This window comes from Bradyrhizobium diazoefficiens, assembly GCF_016616885.1.
GTDB lineage: Bacteria > Pseudomonadota > Alphaproteobacteria > Rhizobiales > Xanthobacteraceae > Bradyrhizobium > Bradyrhizobium diazoefficiens_F.
The window spans coordinates 3,007,922-3,028,751 of the sequence record NZ_CP067102.1 but is presented as its reverse complement, the minus strand read 5'-3'; the positions used below and the strand labels follow the sequence as shown (position 1 = coordinate 3,028,751).

Annotated in this window: 21 protein-coding genes; 4 read left to right on the top strand and 17 right to left on the bottom strand. The window is 66.1% G+C overall.

Annotation, left to right across the window (positions count from 1 at the left end; translation table 11 throughout):
- Nucleotides 1-6: 6 nt before the first annotated feature.
- The 11 genes from JJC00_RS13825 to JJC00_RS13775 form a co-directional block, all read right to left on the bottom strand.
- Nucleotides 7-1,587 carry a hypothetical protein gene (locus JJC00_RS13825; RefSeq protein ID WP_200473080.1) on the bottom strand — a complete coding sequence of 527 codons (1,581 nt, stop codon included), beginning with the start codon at nt 1,585-1,587 and terminating at the stop codon, nt 7-9.
- A gap of 108 nt (nt 1,588-1,695) precedes the next feature.
- Complete coding sequence (locus JJC00_RS13820; RefSeq protein WP_200473079.1) at nt 1,696-2,394, bottom strand: hypothetical protein; 699 nt, start codon at nt 2,392-2,394, stop codon at nt 1,696-1,698.
- Nucleotides 2,395-2,502: 108 nt separating this feature from the next.
- Entirely contained in the window at nt 2,503-3,096 is a 594-nt protein-coding gene (gene gspM / locus JJC00_RS13815; RefSeq protein ID WP_246774203.1) for a type II secretion system protein GspM, read from the bottom strand.
- Nucleotides 3,093-4,130, bottom strand: coding sequence for a PilN domain-containing protein (locus JJC00_RS13810; RefSeq protein ID WP_200473078.1), 1,038 nt, complete (start codon nt 4,128-4,130; stop codon nt 3,093-3,095). Before JJC00_RS13810 ends, gspM begins: the two co-directional genes overlap by 4 nt.
- Nucleotide 4,131: 1 nt before the next feature.
- Nucleotides 4,132-5,046 carry a general secretion pathway protein GspK gene (locus tag JJC00_RS13805; protein WP_200473077.1) on the bottom strand — a complete coding sequence of 305 codons (915 nt, stop codon included), beginning with the start codon at nt 5,044-5,046 and terminating at the stop codon, nt 4,132-4,134.
- Entirely contained in the window at nt 5,043-5,747 is a 705-nt protein-coding gene (locus JJC00_RS13800) for a general secretion pathway protein GspJ (protein WP_200473076.1), read from the bottom strand. Before JJC00_RS13800 ends, JJC00_RS13805 begins: the two co-directional genes overlap by 4 nt.
- The gene (locus JJC00_RS13795; RefSeq protein ID WP_246774202.1) at nt 5,744-6,151 is read right to left on the bottom strand and encodes a type IV pilus modification PilV family protein; all 408 of its coding nucleotides are present in this window, start codon (nt 6,149-6,151) and stop codon (nt 5,744-5,746) included. The genes JJC00_RS13800 and JJC00_RS13795 overlap by 4 nt, the downstream gene beginning before the upstream one ends.
- A complete protein-coding gene (locus JJC00_RS13790) occupies nt 6,120-6,614 on the bottom strand; it encodes a type II secretion system protein (protein ID WP_200473074.1) in 495 nt (164 codons plus the stop codon). Before JJC00_RS13790 ends, JJC00_RS13795 begins: the two co-directional genes overlap by 32 nt.
- Nucleotides 6,577-7,032 carry a type II secretion system major pseudopilin GspG gene (gspG, locus tag JJC00_RS13785; protein WP_200473073.1) on the bottom strand — a complete coding sequence of 152 codons (456 nt, stop codon included), beginning with the start codon at nt 7,030-7,032 and terminating at the stop codon, nt 6,577-6,579. The genes JJC00_RS13790 and gspG overlap by 38 nt, the downstream gene beginning before the upstream one ends.
- A gap of 27 nt (nt 7,033-7,059) precedes the next feature.
- Complete coding sequence (locus JJC00_RS13780) at nt 7,060-8,271, bottom strand: type II secretion system F family protein (protein WP_200473072.1); 1,212 nt, start codon at nt 8,269-8,271, stop codon at nt 7,060-7,062.
- Between the two features lie 4 nt (nt 8,272-8,275).
- Nucleotides 8,276-9,961, bottom strand: coding sequence for a GspE/PulE family protein (locus tag JJC00_RS13775; protein ID WP_433996506.1), 1,686 nt, complete (start codon nt 9,959-9,961; stop codon nt 8,276-8,278).
- Nucleotides 9,962-10,185: 224 nt separating this feature from the next.
- On the opposite strand from JJC00_RS13775, the gene gspD reads away from it, so the two are divergent.
- Together gspD and JJC00_RS13765 are read left to right on the top strand one after the other, a co-directional pair.
- Entirely contained in the window at nt 10,186-12,483 is a 2,298-nt protein-coding gene (gspD, locus tag JJC00_RS13770) for a type II secretion system secretin GspD (RefSeq protein WP_433996528.1), read from the top strand.
- A gap of 4 nt (nt 12,484-12,487) precedes the next feature.
- Nucleotides 12,488-13,084, top strand: coding sequence for a prepilin peptidase (locus JJC00_RS13765; protein ID WP_200473069.1), 597 nt, complete (start codon nt 12,488-12,490; stop codon nt 13,082-13,084).
- A 133-nt stretch (nt 13,085-13,217) separates the two neighbouring features.
- Here the strand turns inward: JJC00_RS13765 and JJC00_RS13760 are convergent, their stop codons facing one another.
- Nucleotides 13,218-13,760 carry a tetratricopeptide repeat protein gene (locus JJC00_RS13760; RefSeq protein WP_200473068.1) on the bottom strand — a complete coding sequence of 181 codons (543 nt, stop codon included), beginning with the start codon at nt 13,758-13,760 and terminating at the stop codon, nt 13,218-13,220.
- A 201-nt stretch (nt 13,761-13,961) separates the two neighbouring features.
- Between JJC00_RS13760 and JJC00_RS38595 the strand changes: the two genes are divergently transcribed.
- Nucleotides 13,962-14,087, top strand: a complete 126-nt coding sequence (locus tag JJC00_RS38595; RefSeq protein ID WP_283816817.1) for a hypothetical protein — start codon at nt 13,962-13,964, stop codon at nt 14,085-14,087.
- Nucleotides 14,088-14,233: 146 nt separating this feature from the next.
- Entirely contained in the window at nt 14,234-15,427 is a 1,194-nt protein-coding gene (locus JJC00_RS13755; RefSeq protein WP_200473067.1) for a CaiB/BaiF CoA transferase family protein, read from the top strand.
- A gap of 24 nt (nt 15,428-15,451) precedes the next feature.
- On the opposite strand, the gene JJC00_RS13750 is transcribed toward JJC00_RS13755, so the two are convergent.
- The 5 genes from JJC00_RS13750 to JJC00_RS13730 all read right to left on the bottom strand — a co-directional run bounded on the left by JJC00_RS13750 (nt 15,452) and on the right by JJC00_RS13730 (nt 20,795).
- Entirely contained in the window at nt 15,452-16,966 is a 1,515-nt protein-coding gene (locus JJC00_RS13750; RefSeq protein ID WP_200473066.1) for a tripartite tricarboxylate transporter permease, read from the bottom strand.
- A gap of 11 nt (nt 16,967-16,977) precedes the next feature.
- Entirely contained in the window at nt 16,978-17,520 is a 543-nt protein-coding gene (locus tag JJC00_RS13745; protein WP_200473065.1) for a tripartite tricarboxylate transporter TctB family protein, read from the bottom strand.
- Nucleotides 17,521-17,655: 135 nt separating this feature from the next.
- Entirely contained in the window at nt 17,656-18,630 is a 975-nt protein-coding gene (locus JJC00_RS13740; protein WP_433996505.1) for a Bug family tripartite tricarboxylate transporter substrate binding protein, read from the bottom strand.
- A gap of 144 nt (nt 18,631-18,774) precedes the next feature.
- Nucleotides 18,775-19,572: an enoyl-CoA hydratase/isomerase family protein gene (locus tag JJC00_RS13735; protein ID WP_200473063.1), complete on the bottom strand. Its 798-nt coding sequence runs from the start codon at nt 19,570-19,572 to the stop codon at nt 18,775-18,777.
- A 23-nt stretch (nt 19,573-19,595) separates the two neighbouring features.
- Nucleotides 19,596-20,795 carry a pyridoxal-phosphate-dependent aminotransferase family protein gene (locus tag JJC00_RS13730; RefSeq protein WP_200473062.1) on the bottom strand — a complete coding sequence of 400 codons (1,200 nt, stop codon included), beginning with the start codon at nt 20,793-20,795 and terminating at the stop codon, nt 19,596-19,598.
- Nucleotides 20,796-20,830: the final 35 nt, after the last annotated feature.

The following is a 20,830-nucleotide window of genomic DNA, read 5'->3' as shown; positions in this document are numbered from 1 at the left end:
CATCGGCTACGCAGGAACCAGCGCCCGCAGCCGCTCGCGCAGCGCCGTGTTCAACAGCGGGCTTGCGAGCCCGCCGACCACCGCCATCCAGATCGCGCACTCCAGGACGAAATGCACGAGCCCGCTCCCCGGCAGGAGTGCGGTGATTGCGAGCCCGATCAGCCAGCCTGGCGCCACGATCCCCGCGGCCGTGAGCATCAGGAATGCGGCGTGCCTGAGCGGGTGGCGCAGGGTCTGCCATATGATCACCAGCGTCAGCAGTCCGAACTGAATGAGAACGTCGCTCGCGACTACGGCAAGTGCCGCGCCGAGCGGTCCGAGCCTCGGTATCAGGACGAAGGCCAGCAGCAAGAATACGACGAACTGGAGCCCCTTGGTCCGGATCAGAAGCGCGCCGCGATTGCTGTGATTGGCAAAGACCAACGCCATCAGCGAGGGCGCGCCTGCGGCCGAGCCGAGCAGCAGCGTCACTGCAAGCAGCCCGTCGTAGGGTATGCTGCCATGGGTCCACAGTGCGAAGAAATCGGGCCAGAACGGCAGAAAGCCCGCGACGACCAGGCACGCAAGCCCGGTGACGAACACCGATCCATGAGCGTAAAGACGGCGGAGCCGCTCTTTGTCTCCGATGGCATGATCGTGCCCGAGCTCGGCACCGAGCGGCAAGGCGGTTTGGAGACATAGCCCGCGCACCAGGCTCGCGATCGCGCGCGTCAGCCCCCACTGCACCACCGCGACGCGATCGGTGACAAGCGCCGAGACGAGCAGAACCGGAACGTTGACGAGCGCAAGCTCGGTGATGTTCGCGATCGCGAAGGGCAGCGCGCGGCCGAACTGGCCGATGCTCCAGCGCCAGGATGGCGAGACGGGTGGCGTCCGTGCGGCACGGCGCAGGAACGGAAAACGGTGCGGCGCGTCGAAGCCGACAATGAAGATCGTGTAGAGGAGCTGCGTCGACACGAAGGCGATCGCCACCGCGAGCAGGCTTCCAAACGTGGTGAGCGCTGCAAGCTGCGCGATCTGGCCGAGCAGCAGCGCGGCGTTTTGCAGCCACACGGCCCGGCCATACAGGCCCCGGACGCGATAGAGGCCGGAGCAGAGATTGGCGGGCAAACTCAGGAGCGTTCCCAGCGTCATCATCAGCATCGCGGCGTCGAATGTCGGCATCGCGTGAAAACCGAGCACGGCCGACGGCGGTGCGAGATACAGGGCCGCGCAGAGCAGGACGCCGAGCCCGGCGACGAGCGCGAGATAGATCCGCAGCATCCCGAGGTAGACGCTCGCCGTGCGCCCGTCGCAATCGGCGCAGGACTTGAAGGCGAGAAACCGATTGATGGCGCGAAACTGCAATCCGGCATCCGCTACGATGACAAGGTTTCCGGCGGCATAGATCGCAAGCCACCCCGCGAGCAGGTCGCCGCTCCAGACGTGCAGGAATGCGGGGATCAGCAGCAATTGCTGGGTCAGGCCCAACACCATCTGGACCAGATTGGCCGACCAGCCGCGAACGAGCCGGTGGGCCCGCCCGGCGCCGCCGGAGCCGCTCGGACTATCAGCCTTGCCGGGCGCGTCAGTCTGCGTGTCGGTCAAGCCGCATCCTTCCCGGCAATTGAGGCGTTGAAGCCGCGTCTTAAGGCGGTTGAACGGCTTAGGCAATGGCGTCCGAATGCGTCCACATCGCGCCAGCTGGTGCGGCGCTCAGAGCCCGTCCGCCTCGCCGTTCTTCGGCGTCGACCGCGGCACGAAAGGCGCAAACGACGTGTTGGCCGTGGTCGGCATGGTCAGCTTGCCGCCGGAGTCGGCGGGCGCCGCCGCCGTTGCCGGCGTGCCTGCCGGTGCGGACGTTCCGTCGGGCCGTTGCAGCGCCAGCACCTCGCTGCGATCGCCCTGCTTGAACGTCACCTCGCGCGGCTGGACCGAGATGAGCGACCAGCCGCCCAGCGATTCACCTTGCCGCAGACGGACGACTTTCTGGTCGGTGCGGTTGACCAGGATCGCGATGGCATCGCCCTCGCCCACCACGGCCCCGACCAGCATCAGCGGCGGCGGCGCGTCGACGGGCTTCGGCGGCGGCGCGTGGGCCTCTTCGATCGGGGCAGCCGCAACCGCGCGCGGTGGCGGCCGCCGCGTCGCCGAGAAAATCGGGCGCTCCTGGGTCCCGGTCAGCGCCGACAGCGGCACCGACCAGAGCGGATTGCCGCGCGGCGCAGGCTTGCTCGTAGCCGGCGCCGGCCGGGCAATCGGCCTCACCGCGCCGACATCGACGCTTTCGGCTGGGCTGCCAGCGCCATCGTCAGACAGGATGTCCACGCGTGACGACGTCGCAGCCATAGTCGCGGCGATGCCGAGCACCACGCACAGCACAGCCAATCCTGTCGATCTCAGCCAGACGGACATCGGGATTTCCTTGCGGCCGACCGCGCCAGCGCGCGGCAAGCCTCTCGCAGCAAACTAAATCCGATACGCCTTGCCTTCAACCCCACTCCGAACCACGGTCGATCCGCCCTACTTCCCCGCCTGCCATTGGCCGGAGACGCCCAAAATCACCCTGACGCGGCCGGTACTGGCTTCGTTCAGCGCCGTGGCCTGCGGCACCTGGACGTCAAGCTGGTCGACGAACAGGAACGGCATGCCGGCCTCGAGATCGTAGAGCACCTTCTGCAACGCGGGCTGCTCCAGCTCGCAGCTGACGACGAGGCCGACGAAGCCGTCCTTCATTTGCGCGCCGGAGACGTCGACCTGCGAGGACTGCACCGAGCCGCCGACATTGCCGACCGCGGCCGCAACCCGCTGCAGCAAGTTGGCGCCCGCGACCGTCACCGTCGGCCCTTCCAGGAACGGCGTGCCGGGATGCTCAGCCGAGATGGCCGCGGCATTCTTGGCGGCGCCCTTGCGGCCGCGCAGCTGGTCGAGCAGGTCGGAGGTCTGCGCCAGCGCCTGGCGGTGGGCGATGACGTCGGCGATCGACAGGCCCGCCATCAGCAACAGGGCGGCCGTCACCGCGAGGTAGAGCGTGACCGCGATCAGCGGCGAGCCGCTCAGCCACCGCGCGACCACGTTTCCGCTTGCCATCCCGCCGCTGCTCATGCCGCTTTTCATGGCGCGTTCCTCGGTTCGATCTGCGCCTCGATGTGAAAGCGCTCGCCGGGATCGGTCGAGCTGCGCGTGGTCGGGGCGTAGAAGGTCGCGCGGATGAAGTGCTGGGACTGCTCGATCAGCGGGATCAGCGAGGGCGCATCGCGGGTGATGCCTGCTATCTGGAGCTTGTTGCCGGCCAGATGCATCTCGGTGACATAGGTGTGGTCGGGCAGCAGACGGCTCAGCGATTCCAGCACGATCACGCTCGCCGGCGTGTCGTATTTGCGCCGCTCCAGCAGCGCCAGCGGCGATCGCTCGCCACCGTCGGCACCGCGGATCGCGGCACGGCGCTGGGTGATCTGTTGCTCGAGCTCGCTCTCCTGCGCGCTCAAACTGTCGGCCAGATAGCCCGCGACGATAGAACCGAATACGGCGGCGATCGCGGCAACCGCCAGCACCGCCTGCAGCGTCCGGCTCAACCGCACCGGGTCGATCGCGCCGCGCGACTTCTGCTCGAACACCTTGACGCGCCCGCCCTCGGCCGGCTCGGTCAGAACCGCGATCGCGGACGGATGAAAACCGGACACTGCCTCGACATAGCCCATCGCCAGCCGGCGCGGTGCGGCCGCGATCATCGTGGTGATGCTCTCGCTGCCCTGCGCGACCGGCGCGCTGCAACCGAACACGGCATCGCCCGCGCTCCACGGCGTCAGCCGATCGATCTGCGCCCGGACGATGCCGTCAAGGAAATCGGCCGCACGCGCCGGTAGCTCCAGCGGACGGAACAGGAAGCGCGCCGGCCGCAGCACGATCTCGACGCGGCAGCCGCGGACGATTGGCGCGAGATTGGCGCCGGTGAACTTGCCGTCCTCGAACGCGATCTCCCTCGGCGCGTTCTCCGGCTTCGCAACCTCCAGCGCGAACGCGCCGGTCTCGCCTTCGACCAGCCGCACCAGGCGCGGCGAGACCATGCGCTCCAGTCCGGCCACCGCAGCACCGGCCACCGTGCCGGTCCAGGCATCGAAGATCGCGCGCAGGGAATTGAGCGAACTCATCTCACAGAGGCTTTCCGGCAGAGCCGTCGAAGGCGTTGTGCCACGACAATACACGATAAGGCTCATCGCCGCTTTCAAGAAGCAGGATGACGATCTCGGCCGAGCTCTGCCGGTGCGACGGCGCCTCGGCGGCAACCGTCACACGGTAGGCCTTCGATCCCTCGATCGTCGCGCTGGCACTGCCGGCGAGCCCAATCAGGGACTGCGGGTCCACGTTGGGATCGGCACGGTCGCGCAGCAGGCGTTGCAGGGTCTCCGGTGTCATATTCGGCAACGCCGCCACCACCTGCGGCGCGGCATCCAGCACATTCACGGTGCGCATGTTGCTGAACACGGTGACGAAGGGCAGCACGCGCTCGATCACCGCCGGCGGGATGCCGCGCACCAGCCACAGCTCGTCGCTGTGCGGAAACGGCGCGTGGCGCGGCAGGTAGGGCGCGCCGAGCGTGCGGTAGTAGGAATCTTCCGGATTGTCCTGGCCTGGCTCCGTCGACGACCGCCACGCCAGGATCCTATCGGCGTAGTCGGGCGCATCCGACGCGGAGACGCCGAGCCCTGTCATCAGGCCTGCGAGGACGGCTTTTGACGCCATGTTGAGATCGATGCGCGCGGCCTCCGAGCGGAACGTCACGGCCACCCGGCCCGCCCCGACGCGGGCGTTGAAGGTGCCGCTGGTCGGGCGGGTCGCCTCGCTTTGCGCGGTCAGCCGATAGGCCGCGAGCTCGAGGCCCGCGTTCATCAAGGCATCGGCTTGCAAGCGGTCGGTGTTGACGGCGACCGTGACCGCGGTGTTGGTGACATAGGTCAGATAGATCAGCGCGAGCGTAGCGAGCGCAGCCAGCATCCAGAGCACCACGATGACGATGAAGCCGTGGTCATCGCGAAGCTCTCCCCGATCATGCGCCGCGCCGCTCACAGCTGCTGCTCCTCTTTTTTCTCCGCCTGTTGCGGCCCAGTGCCCGCCACACAGGTCGTCGGATTCTTGGCACGCGCGCATTCGGCCGGCGCTGTGATGTGCGGCAACACCGCGGCCGAAACCGCCAGCACCTGACCAGTGGCGCTATCGCGCACCGTGATGCGGATGCGATCCGGCAGTTGCGACTGACCGTGCCAGATCGGCTGCCACTGCCTGTCGGGCCCGGCATAGGCGAAGCTGACGCGGAACGGCGCGCGGATCAGCACCACCTGGTCGACGAAACGGATCTGTCCGTCGGTCGGCATCGGCTGGAACGGCGCGCGCTCGCGCACCAGCGCCAGCCCCTGCACGTCGGCCTTCTCGATCAGGCGGATGAATTCCAGGCCCGGGCGCGCGCTCGGGCCGAGCGCGGTGCGCAGGAAGGTCACCGACAATTCGGCGCCGTCGAACAGCGGCACTCTGGCATCGCCGTTCACGGTCATCTGCTCGGCGACGGAGAGATCGGCCACGATGCGGTCGAGCCCGGTGGCGAGGCGCTCGGCGCGCTGCACCCGCGCAATGCCGCGATTCCAGTTCGGCAGCCACTGCGCCGTCACGGTCGCGAGCGCGGCCAGGATCACCGTCATCAGCAGCGTTGCCAGTAGCACTTCGAGCAGCGTGAAACCCGCTTCGGACGCCAACGCGCGGTGCAGGCGCTTCATTGCGTTGGCCTCGGCACCAGCTTCACCGTCGTGACCTGGATCGCGCTGCCGTCGGCGCGCTGGAGGCGCAGGTTGACCGCCAGTGGCACGAAGCGATCGGTGGCGGGATTGCCGCCGGCAACGTTCATCGGCGCAATATCGACGCGCCAGCGGCTGCCGGCGAGCTGCCCGCTCTGCCGGCCGGGCTTCAGCAGGCCGCGCGCCGGCAAATCCGCAAGCAAGGTCTCGGCCGTGCCGGCCAGCGCCAGATGCTGGTCGATCGAGCGCGTGCCCTTGGTCGTGACGGCGATGACGGAGCCGATGGTTCCGAGCACGATGGCGATGATCGCAAGCGCGACCAGCGCCTCGATCAGCGTGAATCCGGCGGCGCCGTCAGAGCAGCTTCTGCGGGACAATCTCGACACCTCCGGTCAGCCAGTTGACGCGCACCTCGTAACCCATGCCAGGCCGCGCCAGCGCGATCGTCCCGCCGCACGACATGCCCGACGGAAAAAAATCGATCGACCGCCCCGTGGCGCGATCGGCGCAGCGCGCGGCCAGCGTCGCCTGCACGACCACGTCGCGCGGCAGGCGGATGGTCTGTCCGGTCACGCCGGAGCGGATCGCGCGCGCCTCCGCGTCGACCTGGGTTGCGACCCAGACCTGGCGGCGCAGTGCCGAGTTGCGATCGGATTTCAGCAGCGCCGCGGTTTCGACCGCGTAACTCTCAAGCTTCGCCCGCGTCGTCGAGCGCGGGATTGCCGGCAGAATGATCGCCGCGAGCAGGCCGATGATCGCGAGCACGCACAGGATCTCGATCAGCGCAAAACCGCGCGCATCGCGGATTGCCTCAGCGCGCGCCGCTGACAATGTCGGCCGCCGTTCCACTGCCGCCTTCCTGACCGTCCGAGCCAAGCGAGATGATATCGTAGGGCGCGCTCGCGCCCGGCGAGCGATAGACATAGACGTGGCCCCAGGGATCATTGGGCACGACCCCGCCGCGCAGATAGGGCCCGTTCCAGCCGGCCTGGTTGTTGCTGCGCGTCAGCCCGGTGAGGCCCTCATTCGACGTCGGATAGCGGCCGAGATCGAGATAGTAGAGATCGAGCGCGCTGGAGAAACTCTCGATCTGGATCTTCGCCGCCTTGGCCTTCGACTCGCTGAGATAGTTCAGCACCCGCGGGCCGACCAGCGCCATGATCATGCCGATGATGGTGATGACGACGAGCATCTCGACCAGGGTGAAGCCGGCCTCTCCTCCGGAGTCGCGCCGCAGGCGCCGCCTTGACGATCGATGTCTGGTCACTTTCACGCCCCTCCCGTTACCCTTCACCTAACCGACAATCTGGCTCACCGACATCAGCGCCGTCATCACCGATGTGATCAGGCCACCGACGACGAGCGAGATTGCGATGATCGCCGCAGGTCCGGCAATGCCGACCGCGCGGTCGAGCGTGCGTTGCAGCTTGGTCTCGTAGAATTCGGCGACCCGGCCGGACAGCATCGGCAGCTGACCGGTCTCGTCGCCCAATCTCAGCATCCGCACCGCCATCGGCGGCAACGCCTCGGTCTCGGCGAGCGCATCGGACAGCTTGGAGCCATGGCGGACGCGGTCGGCGGCATCGCTCCAGACCGTGGACGATCCTGTCGTCGCCATCATGTCGACCAGGATGCGCAGCGTGACGGTGAGATTGACACCGCTACCGAGCAGCAGGCCGAGATTGCGGCAGAACAGCGCCGTACGGTACGCACCCATCACGTTGCGGATCGCCGGCAGCCGCACGATCGCATTGGTTAGTCCGCGGCGGACACGCTCCTGCCGCAGCACGAGCCACGTCGCTGCGACGGCGGTCGTAAGCCCGGCCAACACCGCGTCGGAATTGCCGCGCAAGAACGTCGAGATATTGAGGAAGACGCCGACGATCGGATCGACCTTGGCGCCGAAATCCTGCAACACGCTGGCGAACTGCGGCAGCACGAATGTCAGGAAGAACAGCAGCACGCAGCCGGCCGCACCCAGCACGAACAGGGGGTAGCGGATCGCATCCGACAGCCGGCGCCGCAAGGCCTCGCTGCGCGCACGTTCGCCGGCCAGCACCTCCAGCACCTGGTCGAGCGATCCTGAGGCCTCACCGACCCGCACAAGCGCGATATACATCGGCGGAAACAGCCCCTCGTGCCGCGCCAGCGCTTCGGCAAAGCTCTCGCCCGAGACGACGCGCGACCGGATGTCGGCAACGACCGGACGCAGCCGGCCTAAATCGGGATCGGCCGCAAGCAGCTCCAGTGCGTCATTGATGCGGGCGCCGGCGCGCAGAAGCAGCGCGAGATCGCGGGTGAGGACGGTGACATCTTCCGGCTTCGGCCGGCTGAAGAGGCTGAACACGCTGCCCGCTACGCCGCCCTCTTCTTGCGTGACGTTGTCGACCAGCACCAGGCCGAGCCGCTCGATCCGCTGCGCCACGTCGCCCGGCGCCGGCGCGGCGATGGCCCCGGAGACCAGTTCGCCGTTGGCACTAAGCGCGCGATAGCGATAGTTCGGCATGTGTCTAACGCACCGTCGTGACGCGGAAGACCTCGGGCACCGTCGTCAACCCGGAACGGCATTTGGCGACCGCATCCTCCAGCATCGTCGTCATGCCGCCCCGCATCGCAGCGGCGTCGATGGAGTGGGAGTCGGTCTGCGGCCCGATCAGCGTACGGACCTCGTCGGACATTTCGAGGATCTCGAACACGCCGTTGCGGCCGCGATAGCCGGTGCCGCCGCAGCGTTCGCAGCCGCGGGCCTCGTGCACGACCTCGCCGCACCTGAAGCCGATCACGGCAAAGCGCGGATCCTTGGCAAGATCGGCCTCGGTCAGTGCGTGCGGCACCTTGCAACGGTCGCAGAGCATGCGGACCAGCCGCTGCGCCACCACCGCGCGTAGCGTCGACTTGAGCAGGAAACCCTCGATGCCGAGATCGATCAGGCGCGGCACGGCCGCAGCCGCGGTCTCGGTGTGCAGCGTCGTCAGCACGAGATGGCCGGTGAGCGCAGCATGGATCGCGATATGCGCGGTCTCGGCGTCGCGGACCTCGCCGACCATGATCACGTCGGGGTCCTGGCGCACGAAAGAGCGCATGGCGGAGGCAAAGGTCAGCCCGATCGACGGCTTGACCTGGGACTGGTTGATGCCGGGGATCTCGTACTCGACGGGATCCTCGATGGTGAGGATCTTGCGCGTCGGCTCGTTGAGGATCGACAGCATGGTCGCAAGCGTGGTGGTCTTGCCGCTGCCGGTCGGCCCGGTGATCACGATCATGCCGTGCGGCATCGCGAGCAGCCGCGTCATCACGCTCTCGTCTCGGGTCCGCAGGCCGAGCTTGCTCATCTCGAGCAGACCGCGGTCGCGCGGCAACAGACGGATCACGGCGCTCTCGCCATGCTGCGTCGGCATGGTCGCGACGCGGACGTCGAGCTCGTTGCGGCCGACGCGGACGCGCGCCGCGCCGTCCTGCGGCAAGCGGCGCTCGGCGATGTTGAGGCTGGCGAGAATCTTGATGCGGGAGATCAGCGCCTGCGGCGGGATGCCGTGCGGCGACGGTAGCGCGCGCAACAAGCCGTCGACGCGCATGCGCACTACGAGACCAGCCCGGAACGGCTCGACATGAATGTCGCTGGCGCGCAGATCGACCGCGCGCTCCAGGAGATCGTTGAGCGCGCGCACCACCGGCGCACCGCTGGCGAGATCGCGCAGGCTCTCGATGTCGTCGTCGGACTGCACCGCGCGGTCAGTGCTTTGGTCTGCATTCGCACCGTCGGCATCGGCTCGCTGATCCAAGACCGTCGTAATATCCTCATATGACGCTACGACGACATCGACCGGCGTTCCGAACACGATTTCGACGGCACGGACGGCCGCCGAGTCGGAGGGATCGGCAACAGCCAGGTGAAATCCACCATCCGGCGCGCCAAAGGGAAAGATGGTGGATTCTCGCAAAAATCGCCGCGAAAAACCTTCGAGGCGGGGCGTGGTCGTGAGCAGTTGCGGAAGGCTCATCCGCGGCAGAGCAAAATAATCGGACAGCTCGTCGGCGAACTCCGCCGCCGACAGATCAGTGGCCTCCCAAAATTCACGCAGTGGACGCGTCAGCGCCGGATTGGCTGACCGTTCGACACGGACGTGCGCTCGCGGCGGCAGTGAATATTTTTCGAGGAGATGCTGCCTGAAGCTATCGGCGGAGCGGTCGCGCATCGCATTCACGGCGTTGACCTTGCTATTACTTGAATACAACAGCTTCGACGGAGCACGGAAGGTCCTTTGCCCTTGACTTATTTCTTAGCAAAAACATAATCGTGTCGCAAATTATTGCGCGTCCGAACCAAGGGGATCGGATGCTTTTTTCTCGCAGCGTTGGTAGGCGTATCTTGTTCGAAGTGGTCCAGCCGCTTTTGCGCCGACACTCAGCGTTGACTGGAATGCTCCTCCTGTTGTCGTCCTCCTTCCTGCTCGCAGCCTGCATCGTCACCGCGGACCAGTCGGTCGAGGCGGACCCGAAGGACCCGCGCGCCCAGGATCTTGTCGACAAGATCCGCGGCCTCGACCTCCAGCCGCGGCAACCTGCGGATGCCGGGGCAACCGGCGTTGGCCAGCCGAGATCGTCGAAACCTGCGATCTATCTGAGCGATGGCGCACCGCAGGGCGGAGCGCTGGCCGAGCGCGACGACGGCGGCGGCAGCGGGTATGACCTCAATTTCGAGAATGCGCCGGTCGCAACCGTGGCCAAGGTCGTCCTCGGCGACGTCCTCAATATCGGCTACACGATCGATCCCCGCGTGCAGGGAACCGTGACGCTCGCGTCGGTGCGGCCGGTTCCGAAGGCCGACGCGATCTACGTTCTGGAAAATGCGTTGCGCATGTCAGGGGTAGCGCTTGTGCGCGATCGCACCGGCTATCGCCTGCTGCCGGCGCCGGAAGCCGGGCCCGGCGGCATCGACCGCTCGGCAAGCACCGAAGCAGGCCAAGGCATCACCGTCGTGCCGCTGCGCTACACGTCGGCGCAAAACATCTTCAAGCTGCTCGATGCTTTCGGCGTGAAAGCCTCAACCATGCGCCCCGACAATTCCCGCAACACGCTGATCGTCAGCGGCAGCGGAACGGACCGGGCGACTGCGGTCGACACAATTCTGTCATTCGACGCCGACTGGATGCGCGGACAATCGGTCGGCATCTTCCCGGTGCGCAATTCCTCGCCCGAGCCTGTCATCGCCGAGATCGAGAAGATCATGGATTCCGGCGAAGGCGGCATGGGCCAGAACGTTATCAAGCTGCAGCCGATCGCGCGGCTCAACTCGATCCTCGTGGTGAGCCAGAAGCCGGAATATCTGAAGCGCGCGCAGACCTGGATTGCGCGGCTCGACCGTTCCGATACTGATGGCGTGAACCTGAAATCCTATCCGTTGCGCTACGGCAATTCCAAGCTGGTCGTGGCGATGCTGAACGAGATGCTGTTCAACCAGAGCGCGGCGAGCAACTCGACGCTCGACAGCGCGTCGAGCCAGGTGGCGCCCGGCGCGGGGATTTCGACGTCGACCTCGACTAATCCTGTCGCCTCACTGAGCGCACTGCCGACAGCTGCGTCCGGCGCTGCGACCCCGGTCACCGGACCTCCGGGATCATCATTCGGCGCCCGCCCCGCGCCTGCCGCGTCCGCAACACCTGCGCAGGACAACAGCGCCGGTGGATTGTCGGGCAATGGCAACGGTGCGAAGTCCGGCATCAACGGCATCCTGCAGAACGTGCGGATCACCGCCGACGTCACCAACAATGCCGTTCTCGTCTATGCCAATCAGGACGCGCAGCGCGTCGTCGAGCAGACGATCCGGCAGATCGACCGGCCGCAGCGCCAGATCGCGATCGAGGCGACGATCGCTGAGGTGACGCTCAACGACCAGTTGAATTACGGCGTGCAGTTCTTCCTGGCGAGCCAGAAGGGCTCGATCTCCAACACCATCTCCGGCGTCAGCAATGCCGCGACCGTTGGCAGCGGCGCCGTCGAAGCGGCGTCCAACGCCGTCAACGCCGCGTCCGGCGCGCTGCTCGGACGCGTGCTGCCGGGCTTCAACTTCCTGATCGGCTCGGAGAACTCGCCGCGTGTCATTCTCGACGCGCTGCACGGTGTCACCAACGTCAAGGTGTTGTCGAACCCGTCGCTGGTGGTGCTCGACAATCAGCCGGCGACGTTGCAGGTCGGCGATCAGGTGCCATTCTCGACCGGCACCGCGACGGTGCTGACCGCCAACAACACCGTGGTCAACACCATCGACTACAAGAACACCGGCATCATCCTGCGCGTGCTGCCGCGCGCCAACGCCAACGGCAACGTCGTGCTCGACATCGAGCAGGAGATCTCGAGCGTGGCCGCCGGCAGCGCCAACTCGCTGACGCCGACGATCTCGCAGCGCCGGGTCAAGAGCTCGATCGCGGTGACGAGCGGGCAGACCGTGCTGCTCGCCGGCCTGATCAGCGAGACCGAGAACAAGCAGCGCCAGGGCATTCCCGTCCTCGATTCAATTCCCGGCGTGGGCGATGCCTTCTCGCACCAGACCAATGCGCGCGCACGCACCGAGCTGATCCTGTTCATCCGCCCGACCGTCATCAAGGACGGCGTCGATGCGCATGTCATCGCCGAGGAGATGCGCAGCAAGATGAACAGCCGCCTGGTCGGGACCAGCAATCCGGTGGTCACCGTCAGCCCGCCCAAGGCCGCGCGCTGACGGCGTGGCCGAGGAAGATCCGCATGACGGGATACGCGCTCCGCTGGTCCTCAGCTTCGCGCTGCTTGTCGGCGTGTTCGCAAGCCTCGTCACGGCCCCCGCCGCGGAAGGCCTCTATGGTGCGTTCCTGGTCGCTCTCATGCTCGCCATCGCCGCGAACGATGCCCGCCACTATCTGATCCCGAACGAGCTGACCGGGGCCGCCTTCGCGCTCGCCCTGCTCCGCGCCGCCGCCTTCGTGCCCGATGTCGGTGCCGAAGCGCTGTTCTGGCCGGTCGCGCGCGCCGTGGTCGTGGCGCTTCCGCTGCTGCTGCTGATGCTGGCCTACCGGTACTGGCGCGGCCGCGACGGGCTCGGGCTCGGCGACGTCAAGCTCGCTGCCGTCAGCGGGGCCTGGCTCGATCTTGCGACGGTGGCCGCGGTGATCGAGCTCGCGGCGCTGCTCGCAATCGGCGCCTATGTCGCCAATGCTGCCTTGCACAGGAGAGCGCTGCGCGGGACCGCCTTCCTGCCGTTCGGCCTGTTCCTGGCGCCGTCGATCTGGATCGGATGGCTGGGCGAGACCTGGTATCTAAACTGGCTTGCCGGCTGGCCCGGCTAAAGCCCGACGCGCTCAGGGTGAATCCTCGTCGCGGCGCAGGCGCCACGCATCCGCCGGCTGCGATCGTCTACTGTGCATGGGGTTGTTTTCGACTTTTTTGTCGGAGGGGTCGTGGACCCCCCGGCGCCCGGCGTCAGTGCTCGCGGCTCGGCGCCCATTCCAGCGCCCGCAGGCGGGCCTGGGCAATCTCCCCGCGCGTCATCTTGGTGGTGACGGCGTCGCGGATCCGGGCCCGGGACTCGCGCACCCGCGGCGGCGATGCCGCGGTCGACAGGTTCAGCCATTTGGAGGCTTCGACGATATCCTGCGGCACGCCCTGGCCGCGATCGTAGAGCAGCCCCAACGAATATTGCGCGCGGCTGTCGCCCTGCTCCGCCGCCCGCCGGTACCACATCGCAGCTTCGGTGTAGTTCTGCGGCACGCCGCGGCCGGTCTCGAACAGGAAGCCGAGATAGGACTGCGCCGCCACGTTGCCGCGCTCGGCGAGCGGAATGAAGACGCGGGACGCCGTCACATAGTCCTGCCGCTGGAACGCGGAGATGCCATGGCCGAGGGACCGGGCGTGGGCGTGGATCGGTGGCAGGAGCACGAGCACCGCGGCGACGGCCCAGCCGACCCATCGCAACAGCCGGGCATGGTGCCGGAAATCGGAATCGCGTTTGCCGCAAGATGTCATGCCGCCCCTTCCCTGCTCGCGCTCGATACTAGTTCCACGGTGTTAGGGAATCCAGAGGCACCGGTTTCGATGGGGATCGAAACGACGCACGATTTTGGGGAGGATTGACGTCGAGTGCAGATCGCCAAAGCGACTCCAGCGACCACGCGGTCGATGGTGCCCTTGGTCGTTCGGCCAGCTGCCGGCACAACGAGAATCTCGATGCCCATCGTGCCGCTGCTGAGCACAGTCGTGCGAGTGATCATGAAACCGATAGCGCCGCCGCGCCGCGGTGACGACCGGCTCGCCGACAAGGCGCGTGCCGACCTCAGGCGTCTGTCGCGCTAATCGGCGTCGAGCAATGCCGGCTCGTAGTAGCTCATCCTATCAGATCTTCTCGAGGTCAGCGCATGGCCGGCTGCTCCAGTCGACGCTTGCCGCATGATCTTTCGACACTATGGTAGGCCGGCAATCTGTTCTCGGAGCCACCAAATATGCCCTTTCCGCATGCCTCGGAAGCCCTGTCGCGCTTCACCGTGCTCGATCTGACCCGCGTCCGCTCCGGGCCCACCTGCGTGCGCCAGCTCGCCGACTGGGGCGCCACGGTGATCAAGATCGACGCGCTTACCGAGGATTCCGGCGGCGAGCAGCCAGGCGGGCCGCGGCGGGGCTCCGATTTCCAGAATCTGCACCGCAACAAGCGGTCGATGACGCTGAATCTGAAGGACGAGCGCGGGCTTGCGGTGTTCAAGCGCCTCGCCGCCAAGGCCGACGTTGTCGTCGAGAATTTCCGGCCCGACGTGAAGAAGAAGCTCGGCATCGACTATGACAGCCTGCGCGAGATCAACCCGCGCATCGTCTATGGCAGCATCTCCGGCTTCGGCCAGGACGGGCCCTATCACAAGCGGCCGGGCTTCGATCAGATCGCGCAGGGCATGGGCGGGCTGATGTCGATCACCGGCGCGCCGGGTGAAGGTCCGATGCGGGTCGGCATTCCCGTCGCCGACCTCACCGCCGGCCTGTTCTGCGCCATGGGCATCCTCACCGCACTGCTCGAGCGCGAAGTCTCCGGCAAGGGCCAGTGGGTGCAGACCTCGCTACTCCAGGCCCAGATCTTCATGCTCGACTTCCAGGCCGCGCGCTGGCTTATGGAGAAGGAGGTCGCCAAGCAGGCCGGCAACAACCATCCGACCAGCATCCCGACCGGCGTGTTCAAGACCTCGGACGGCTACATCAACATCGCCACCACAGGCGGGCGAATCTGGGAGCGTTGCGCGCAGGCAATCGGCGCGCCGGAACTCTTTGACCATCCCGACTACGCGACGGCCCCTGCCCGCTCCAAAAACCGCGATGCGCTCAACGCTGAGATCGAGAAGCGCACCGTGACGAAATCGACCGAGACCTGGGTCCGTGAACTGAACGAGGCCGGGGTGCCCTGCGGGCCGATCTACGCCATCGACCAGATGTTCGAGGACGCCCAGGTCAAGCATCTCGGCATCGCGCAGGATGTGCCGAACGAAGATAACCGCCATATTCGCCTCGTCGGCCAGCCCATGACACTATCGCGCACGCCGAGCAAGATGGTGGCGCGGCCGCCTGAATTCGGCGAGCAGACCGACGAGGTGCTGAAGGAGTTCGGCTTCGGCGCTGACGAGATCGCCAAGCTGAGGGATGCCAAGGTAGTGTGAGACCTCGCGCGAAGCTTTCGCGGGTCAACGCGCGGACTTCGCTCGGCGCGTCCATCCGACGCGGCCCAGCAAACCGTCGATCACCGGCCAGAACAGCAGCAGAATCGCCAGCGTCGTGATCGAGCCGACCAGACCGTTCGACCAGAACACTTTGAGGTCGCCACCGGAGCCGATCATCGACAGCCGGAAGGCGTCCTCGGCGCGGTTGCCGAGCACAAGCGCCAGCGTGAACGGCGCTAAGGGAATGCCAATCTTCTTGAAGACGTAGCCGACGACACCGAAGCCGAGCATCAGCCAGATGTCGAACATCGCGTTCTGGATCGCATAGGCACCGATCGCGCAGGACACTATGATCATCGGCGCGACGGCCGCGAACGGCACGCGCAGGATCGAAGCGAAGATCGGCACCGTGGTCAGAACCAGCACGAGGCCGACGACATTGCCAAGATACATCGAGGCGATCAGGCCCCAGACGAAATCCTTGTGCTCGACGAACAGCAGCGGACCCGGATTGAGCCCCCACACCATCAACCCACCGAGCAGGATCGCAGCGGTGCCGGAGCCGGGAATGCCGAGCGCCAGCATCGGCAGCAGCGCCGAGGTGCCGGAGGCATGCGCGGCGGTTTCCGGCGCGAACACGCCCTCGATGCGGCCCTTGCCAAAGCTCTCGGGCTCCTTGGCGAAGCGTTTGGCGAGATTGTAGCCCATGAAGGACGCCGCGATCGCGCCGCCCGGCGTAATGCCGAGCCAGCAGCCGATGAAGGAGGAGCGCAGCAGTGTCACCCAGTATTTCGGCAGGTCCTTCCACACGCTCAGCACCACGCGCAGCGAGATGCTCGCGGCATGACCGCGCAGCGCCAGCCGCTCCTCCATCGTCAGCAGGATCTCGCTGATGCCGAACAGGCCGATGACCGCGACCAGGAAGTTGATGCCGCGCAACAGCTCGGCCGAGCCGAAGGTCATGCGCAGCTGGCCCGACACCGTGTCCATGCCGACACCGGCAAGCAGAAGCCCGAGCGACATCGAGATGACCGTCTTGTGCTTGGCCTCGCGCCCGAGGCCGACGAAGGAGCAGAAGGTCAGCAGATACACCGCGAAGAACTCGGGCGGGCCGAACTTCAGCGCAAAGGACGAAATCATCGGCGCGAGGAAGGTGATCAGCAGCACGGCGACCAGCGAACCGATGAAGGACGAGGTGAACGCCGCGGTCAGCGCCTCGGCCGCCCTGCCCTGCTGCGCCATCGGATAGCCGTCGAAGGTGGTGGCAACCGACCAGGCTTCGCCGGGGATGTTGAACAGGATCGAGGTGATCGCGCCGCCGAACAGCGCGCCCCAGTAGATGCAGGACAGCATCACGATCGCCGAGGTCGGATCCATCGTGAAGGTGAGCGGGAGCAGGATCGCGACGCCGTTGGGGCCGCCAAGACCCGGCAGCACGCCGACGAAGATGCCGAGCACGAGCCCGACCATCATCAGCACGAGCGTCTTCCACGTCAGCAGGACGGCGAAGCCGTGAAGCAGAAGACCGAAAGCTTCCATCGCGGGTCCGCCTAGTAACCGAAGGCCGCTTCGAGCGGCCCTTTCGGCATGATGACGTCGAAGGCGACGTCGAAAGTGACGAACATGATCGCCGTGAACAGGAAGGCGGTGAGCAGCGACTTCCACAGCGCGATCTTGCCGACGAGGCGCATGAAGCCCGCGATCAGCAGGAAGCTCGCGACGTAGAGGCCAAGGAACTGCGTCACCACGCAGAACAGCAGCGTCGGCACGAACACCGCCATCACGCGGCGCGCCTGCGCGCGCGTGACGAAGGTCTCGGCGGCCCCGCGACGCGCAACCAGCGCGACGATCAGGCCGTAAAGGCTGCCGCCGGCGAGGATGACGGAGAGATAGAACGGAAAATAGCCGGGCTCAGGCCCGGTCGAATCCCAGGAGGCGCCGGTTCGCCAATTGTCATAGCCGAGGATGGCCGCGAGCGCGAGCAGCAGCAGGCAGACGATGATTTCGATCGTGCCCGAACTCGTGACGGAGGGAGAGTTTTCCTCAGGCGCGGTCGGATCGTCGACGACGATTTCAAGATCGGTTTGGGACATAAGCTGTCAAGTCAACTTGCGCTGTCATCATCTGCGAAGGCGGATGATCAAGTATTCAGAGACGGGCGAGGAATACGGATAAGCTGCGACCTACTGGATGCCCCGCCTTCGCGGGGCATCCCGTGGGAGGCGTGATCACTTCGCGACGAATCCGGCTTCCGTCATCAGCGATTTGTTGATGGCATCGTCCTCTTCGAGGAATTGCACCATGTCCTTGCCGGTGAGGAAGATCGGCTTCAACGCCTGCTTTTCCATGTAGTCCCTGTATTCGGCGGTCTGCGTCACCTTGTGGAACAGCTCGACATAGAACGCCTGCTGCTCCGGCGTGACCTTGCCGGGCAGGAACACCGCACGCAGCATCAGATACTGGATGTCGACGCCCTCCTCCTTGCAGGTCGGGATGTCGGCCCAGGACTGCGTGTCGGTCACCTTGCTGGTGTAGGCGATGCGCTCCTTGTCGAACACGCAGAGCGGACGCACCTGGCCGGCCCGCCAGACTTCGAGATTTTCAGAGGGGTTGTTGACGTTGGATTCGGTGTGGTTGCCGACCAGCTGGGTCGCGGCCTCGCCGCCGGACTTGTACGGCAGGTAGGAGAATTTCGCGCCGGTCTTCTGCTCGAGGAAGACGGTCAGCACGTGATCCTCGCGCTTGGAGCCGGTGCCGCCCATCTTGAACGGCGCGGCTGCAGCCTTCGCGGCCGCAACGAATTCCTTCACCGTCTTGGGGCCGGCGCTGTTGTCCCACAGCACGAACTGGTCGAGCGCGATCACCGAGACCGGGGTCAGTTCGCGCCAGTTGAACGGGATCTTGGCCGACAGCGGCAGCATGTAGATCAGTGAATAGGCGATCAGCACCTTGTTCGGATCGCCCTCGCTGGATTTCATGTACATCAGCGCTTCCGCTCCTGACGCGCCGCCCTTGAGCGAGACCACCATCGGCTGCTTCATCAGATTGTTCTTCTGGATCGCGGCCTGCATCATCCGCGCCATCTGGTCGGAGGCGCCACCCGCGCCTGCCGCCACGACGATCTCGACGGGTTTGGTGGGCTCCCAGCCGGCAAAGGCCGGCGCGCTCAACAACAAGGCCGTTGCGGCTCCAACGGCTTTCACTGGAATTCGCACGAGTTTCGTCCCCTGGTTATTATTGGCTTTGTGATGCCGGGAAATCTATCGCTGCATTGTGCGGACTAAAGATCGCGAGTTCAAGCAGGCGGACATTGCGCCGCATATGACTTTCGGCTGACGAAGCCCGCGCTACTTGCCCTTCCAGTTCGGCGCGCGCTTGTTGAGGAAGGCGTCCATGCCCTCGCGGAAATCTTCGCTCATATAGGCCTTGAGGATCAGGTCCTCGCCCTGTTCGCGCGACAGCGTGGGGCGGATGCGGCGGACCGATTCCTTGGTCGTTTCGAGCGTCAGCGGAGCGTGGCTCGCGACGAGCTTTGCGGTTTCGTCGGCGCGGCGCTGCAGCGTCTCGACGTCGGGTACGATTTCGGTCAGCAGGCCGAGCGACAGCGCTTCCTGCGCCTCGATCAGGCGCGCCCTGAAGATCAGATCCTTGGTGCGGGCGGGACCCACAAGCGACACGACGCGGCTGATGTTCGACATCGACAGACAGTTGCCGAGCGTGCGCGCGATCGGGAAGCCCATGCGCGTCGTCTCGGTGCCTATGCGGAGATCGCAGCAGGCGGCGATGCCGGCGCCGCCGCCGGTGCAGGCGCCTGCGATCGCCGCAATCACCGGCACGCGGCACTGCTCGAGCGTGCCGAGCACGCGGTCGATCCGCGCCTCGTAGTCGAGCGCGTCCTGTGCAGTTTTGAACGCGCGGAATTGCGAGATGTCGGTGCCGGAGGCAAACGCCTTGTCGCCGGCGCCGGTGAGGATCAGCGCCTTGATCGACCGGTCTGCGTTGATCTCGGTGCAGATCTCCGCCATACGGTCATACATGGCAAAGGTCATGGCGTTGCGCGCCTGCGGGCGGTTGAAGGTGATCCGCGCGATGCCGTCCGTGACGGAGTAGAGCAGGTCTTCGTTAGCAGTCGTCGGTGCGTTCATCGCGCGCTCACTTTCCAGTTCGTTCAGGCCACCTGAGCCTTCGTCATCGGCACCACGTCGCGTCCCTTCAGGACGTCCATGGCCGCCAGCACGCCGCCGCTCCGGTGCGGAATCTTAGCAAGATCCAGCCCCATCTCGACGCCGGCGAGCGTGCCCATCAGCATCAGATCATTGAAGTGACCGATATGGCCGATGCGGAACACCTTGCCCTTGACCTTGTTCAGGCCGGTGCCGAGCGACATGTCGAAGTTTTCCAGCACCACCTTGCGAAAGGCGTCGGCGTCGTGTCCGTCAGGCACGCGCACGCCGGTCAGTGCCGGCGAATGCGCGGCCGGATCGACGCACTGCGTCTCCAGGCCCCAGACCTTGGCCGCCGCGCGCGTCGCCGCGCTGTGACGCTTGTGGCGGGACCAGACGTTCTCCAGCCCTTCCTCTTCCAGCATCTTGACCGCTTCGCGCAGGCCGTAGAGCAGATTGGTCGCGGGCGTATAGGGGAAGGTGCCGAGCTTGTTGAAGGAGATGACTTCCTGCCAGTCCCAATAGGAGCGCATGCCGGGATTGGCTTTGGCGACGGCAAGCGCCTTCTCCGAGACGGCGTTGAAGCCGAGGCCGGGCGGCAGCATCAGGCCCTTCTGCGAGCCGGCGACCGAGACGTCGATGCCCCAGGCGTCGTGCTCATATTCCATCGAGCCGAGGCCCGAGATGGTGTCGACCATCAGGAGCGCCGGATGCTTGACGCGGTCGAGCAGCTTGCGCACGTCGAGCGGCGGCGTCACGCAGCCGGTCGAGGTCTCGTTGTGGACGACGCAGACCGCCTTGATCGCGTGCTGCTTGTCGGCGGCCAGGCGCTTCTCGATCTCGGTGAGGTCGGCGCCATGGCGCCAGTCGCTCGGGATGAAGTCGACGTCGAGCTTGAACTTCTCGGCGATGCCGCGCCACAACACGGCGAACTGGCCGGTCTCGCACATCAAAATCTTGTCGCCGGGCGCGAACACGTTGACCATCGCCGCTTCCCAGGCACCGGTGCCGGATGAGGGGAAGATGATCACCGGCTGCTTGGTGCGGAACACCCGCTGCATCGAGGCCAACACCGCAAAACCGAGCTCGGCGAACTCCGGACCGCGATGGTCCAGCGTCGGCATGTCCATCGCCCGCAGCACGCGGTCAGGCACGTTGGTCGGTCCTGGAATCTGGAGAAAATGCCTTCCAGTATGCACGGTCATAGGCGTCCTTCCCGGTCTAGCCTTGTTTTGATGGC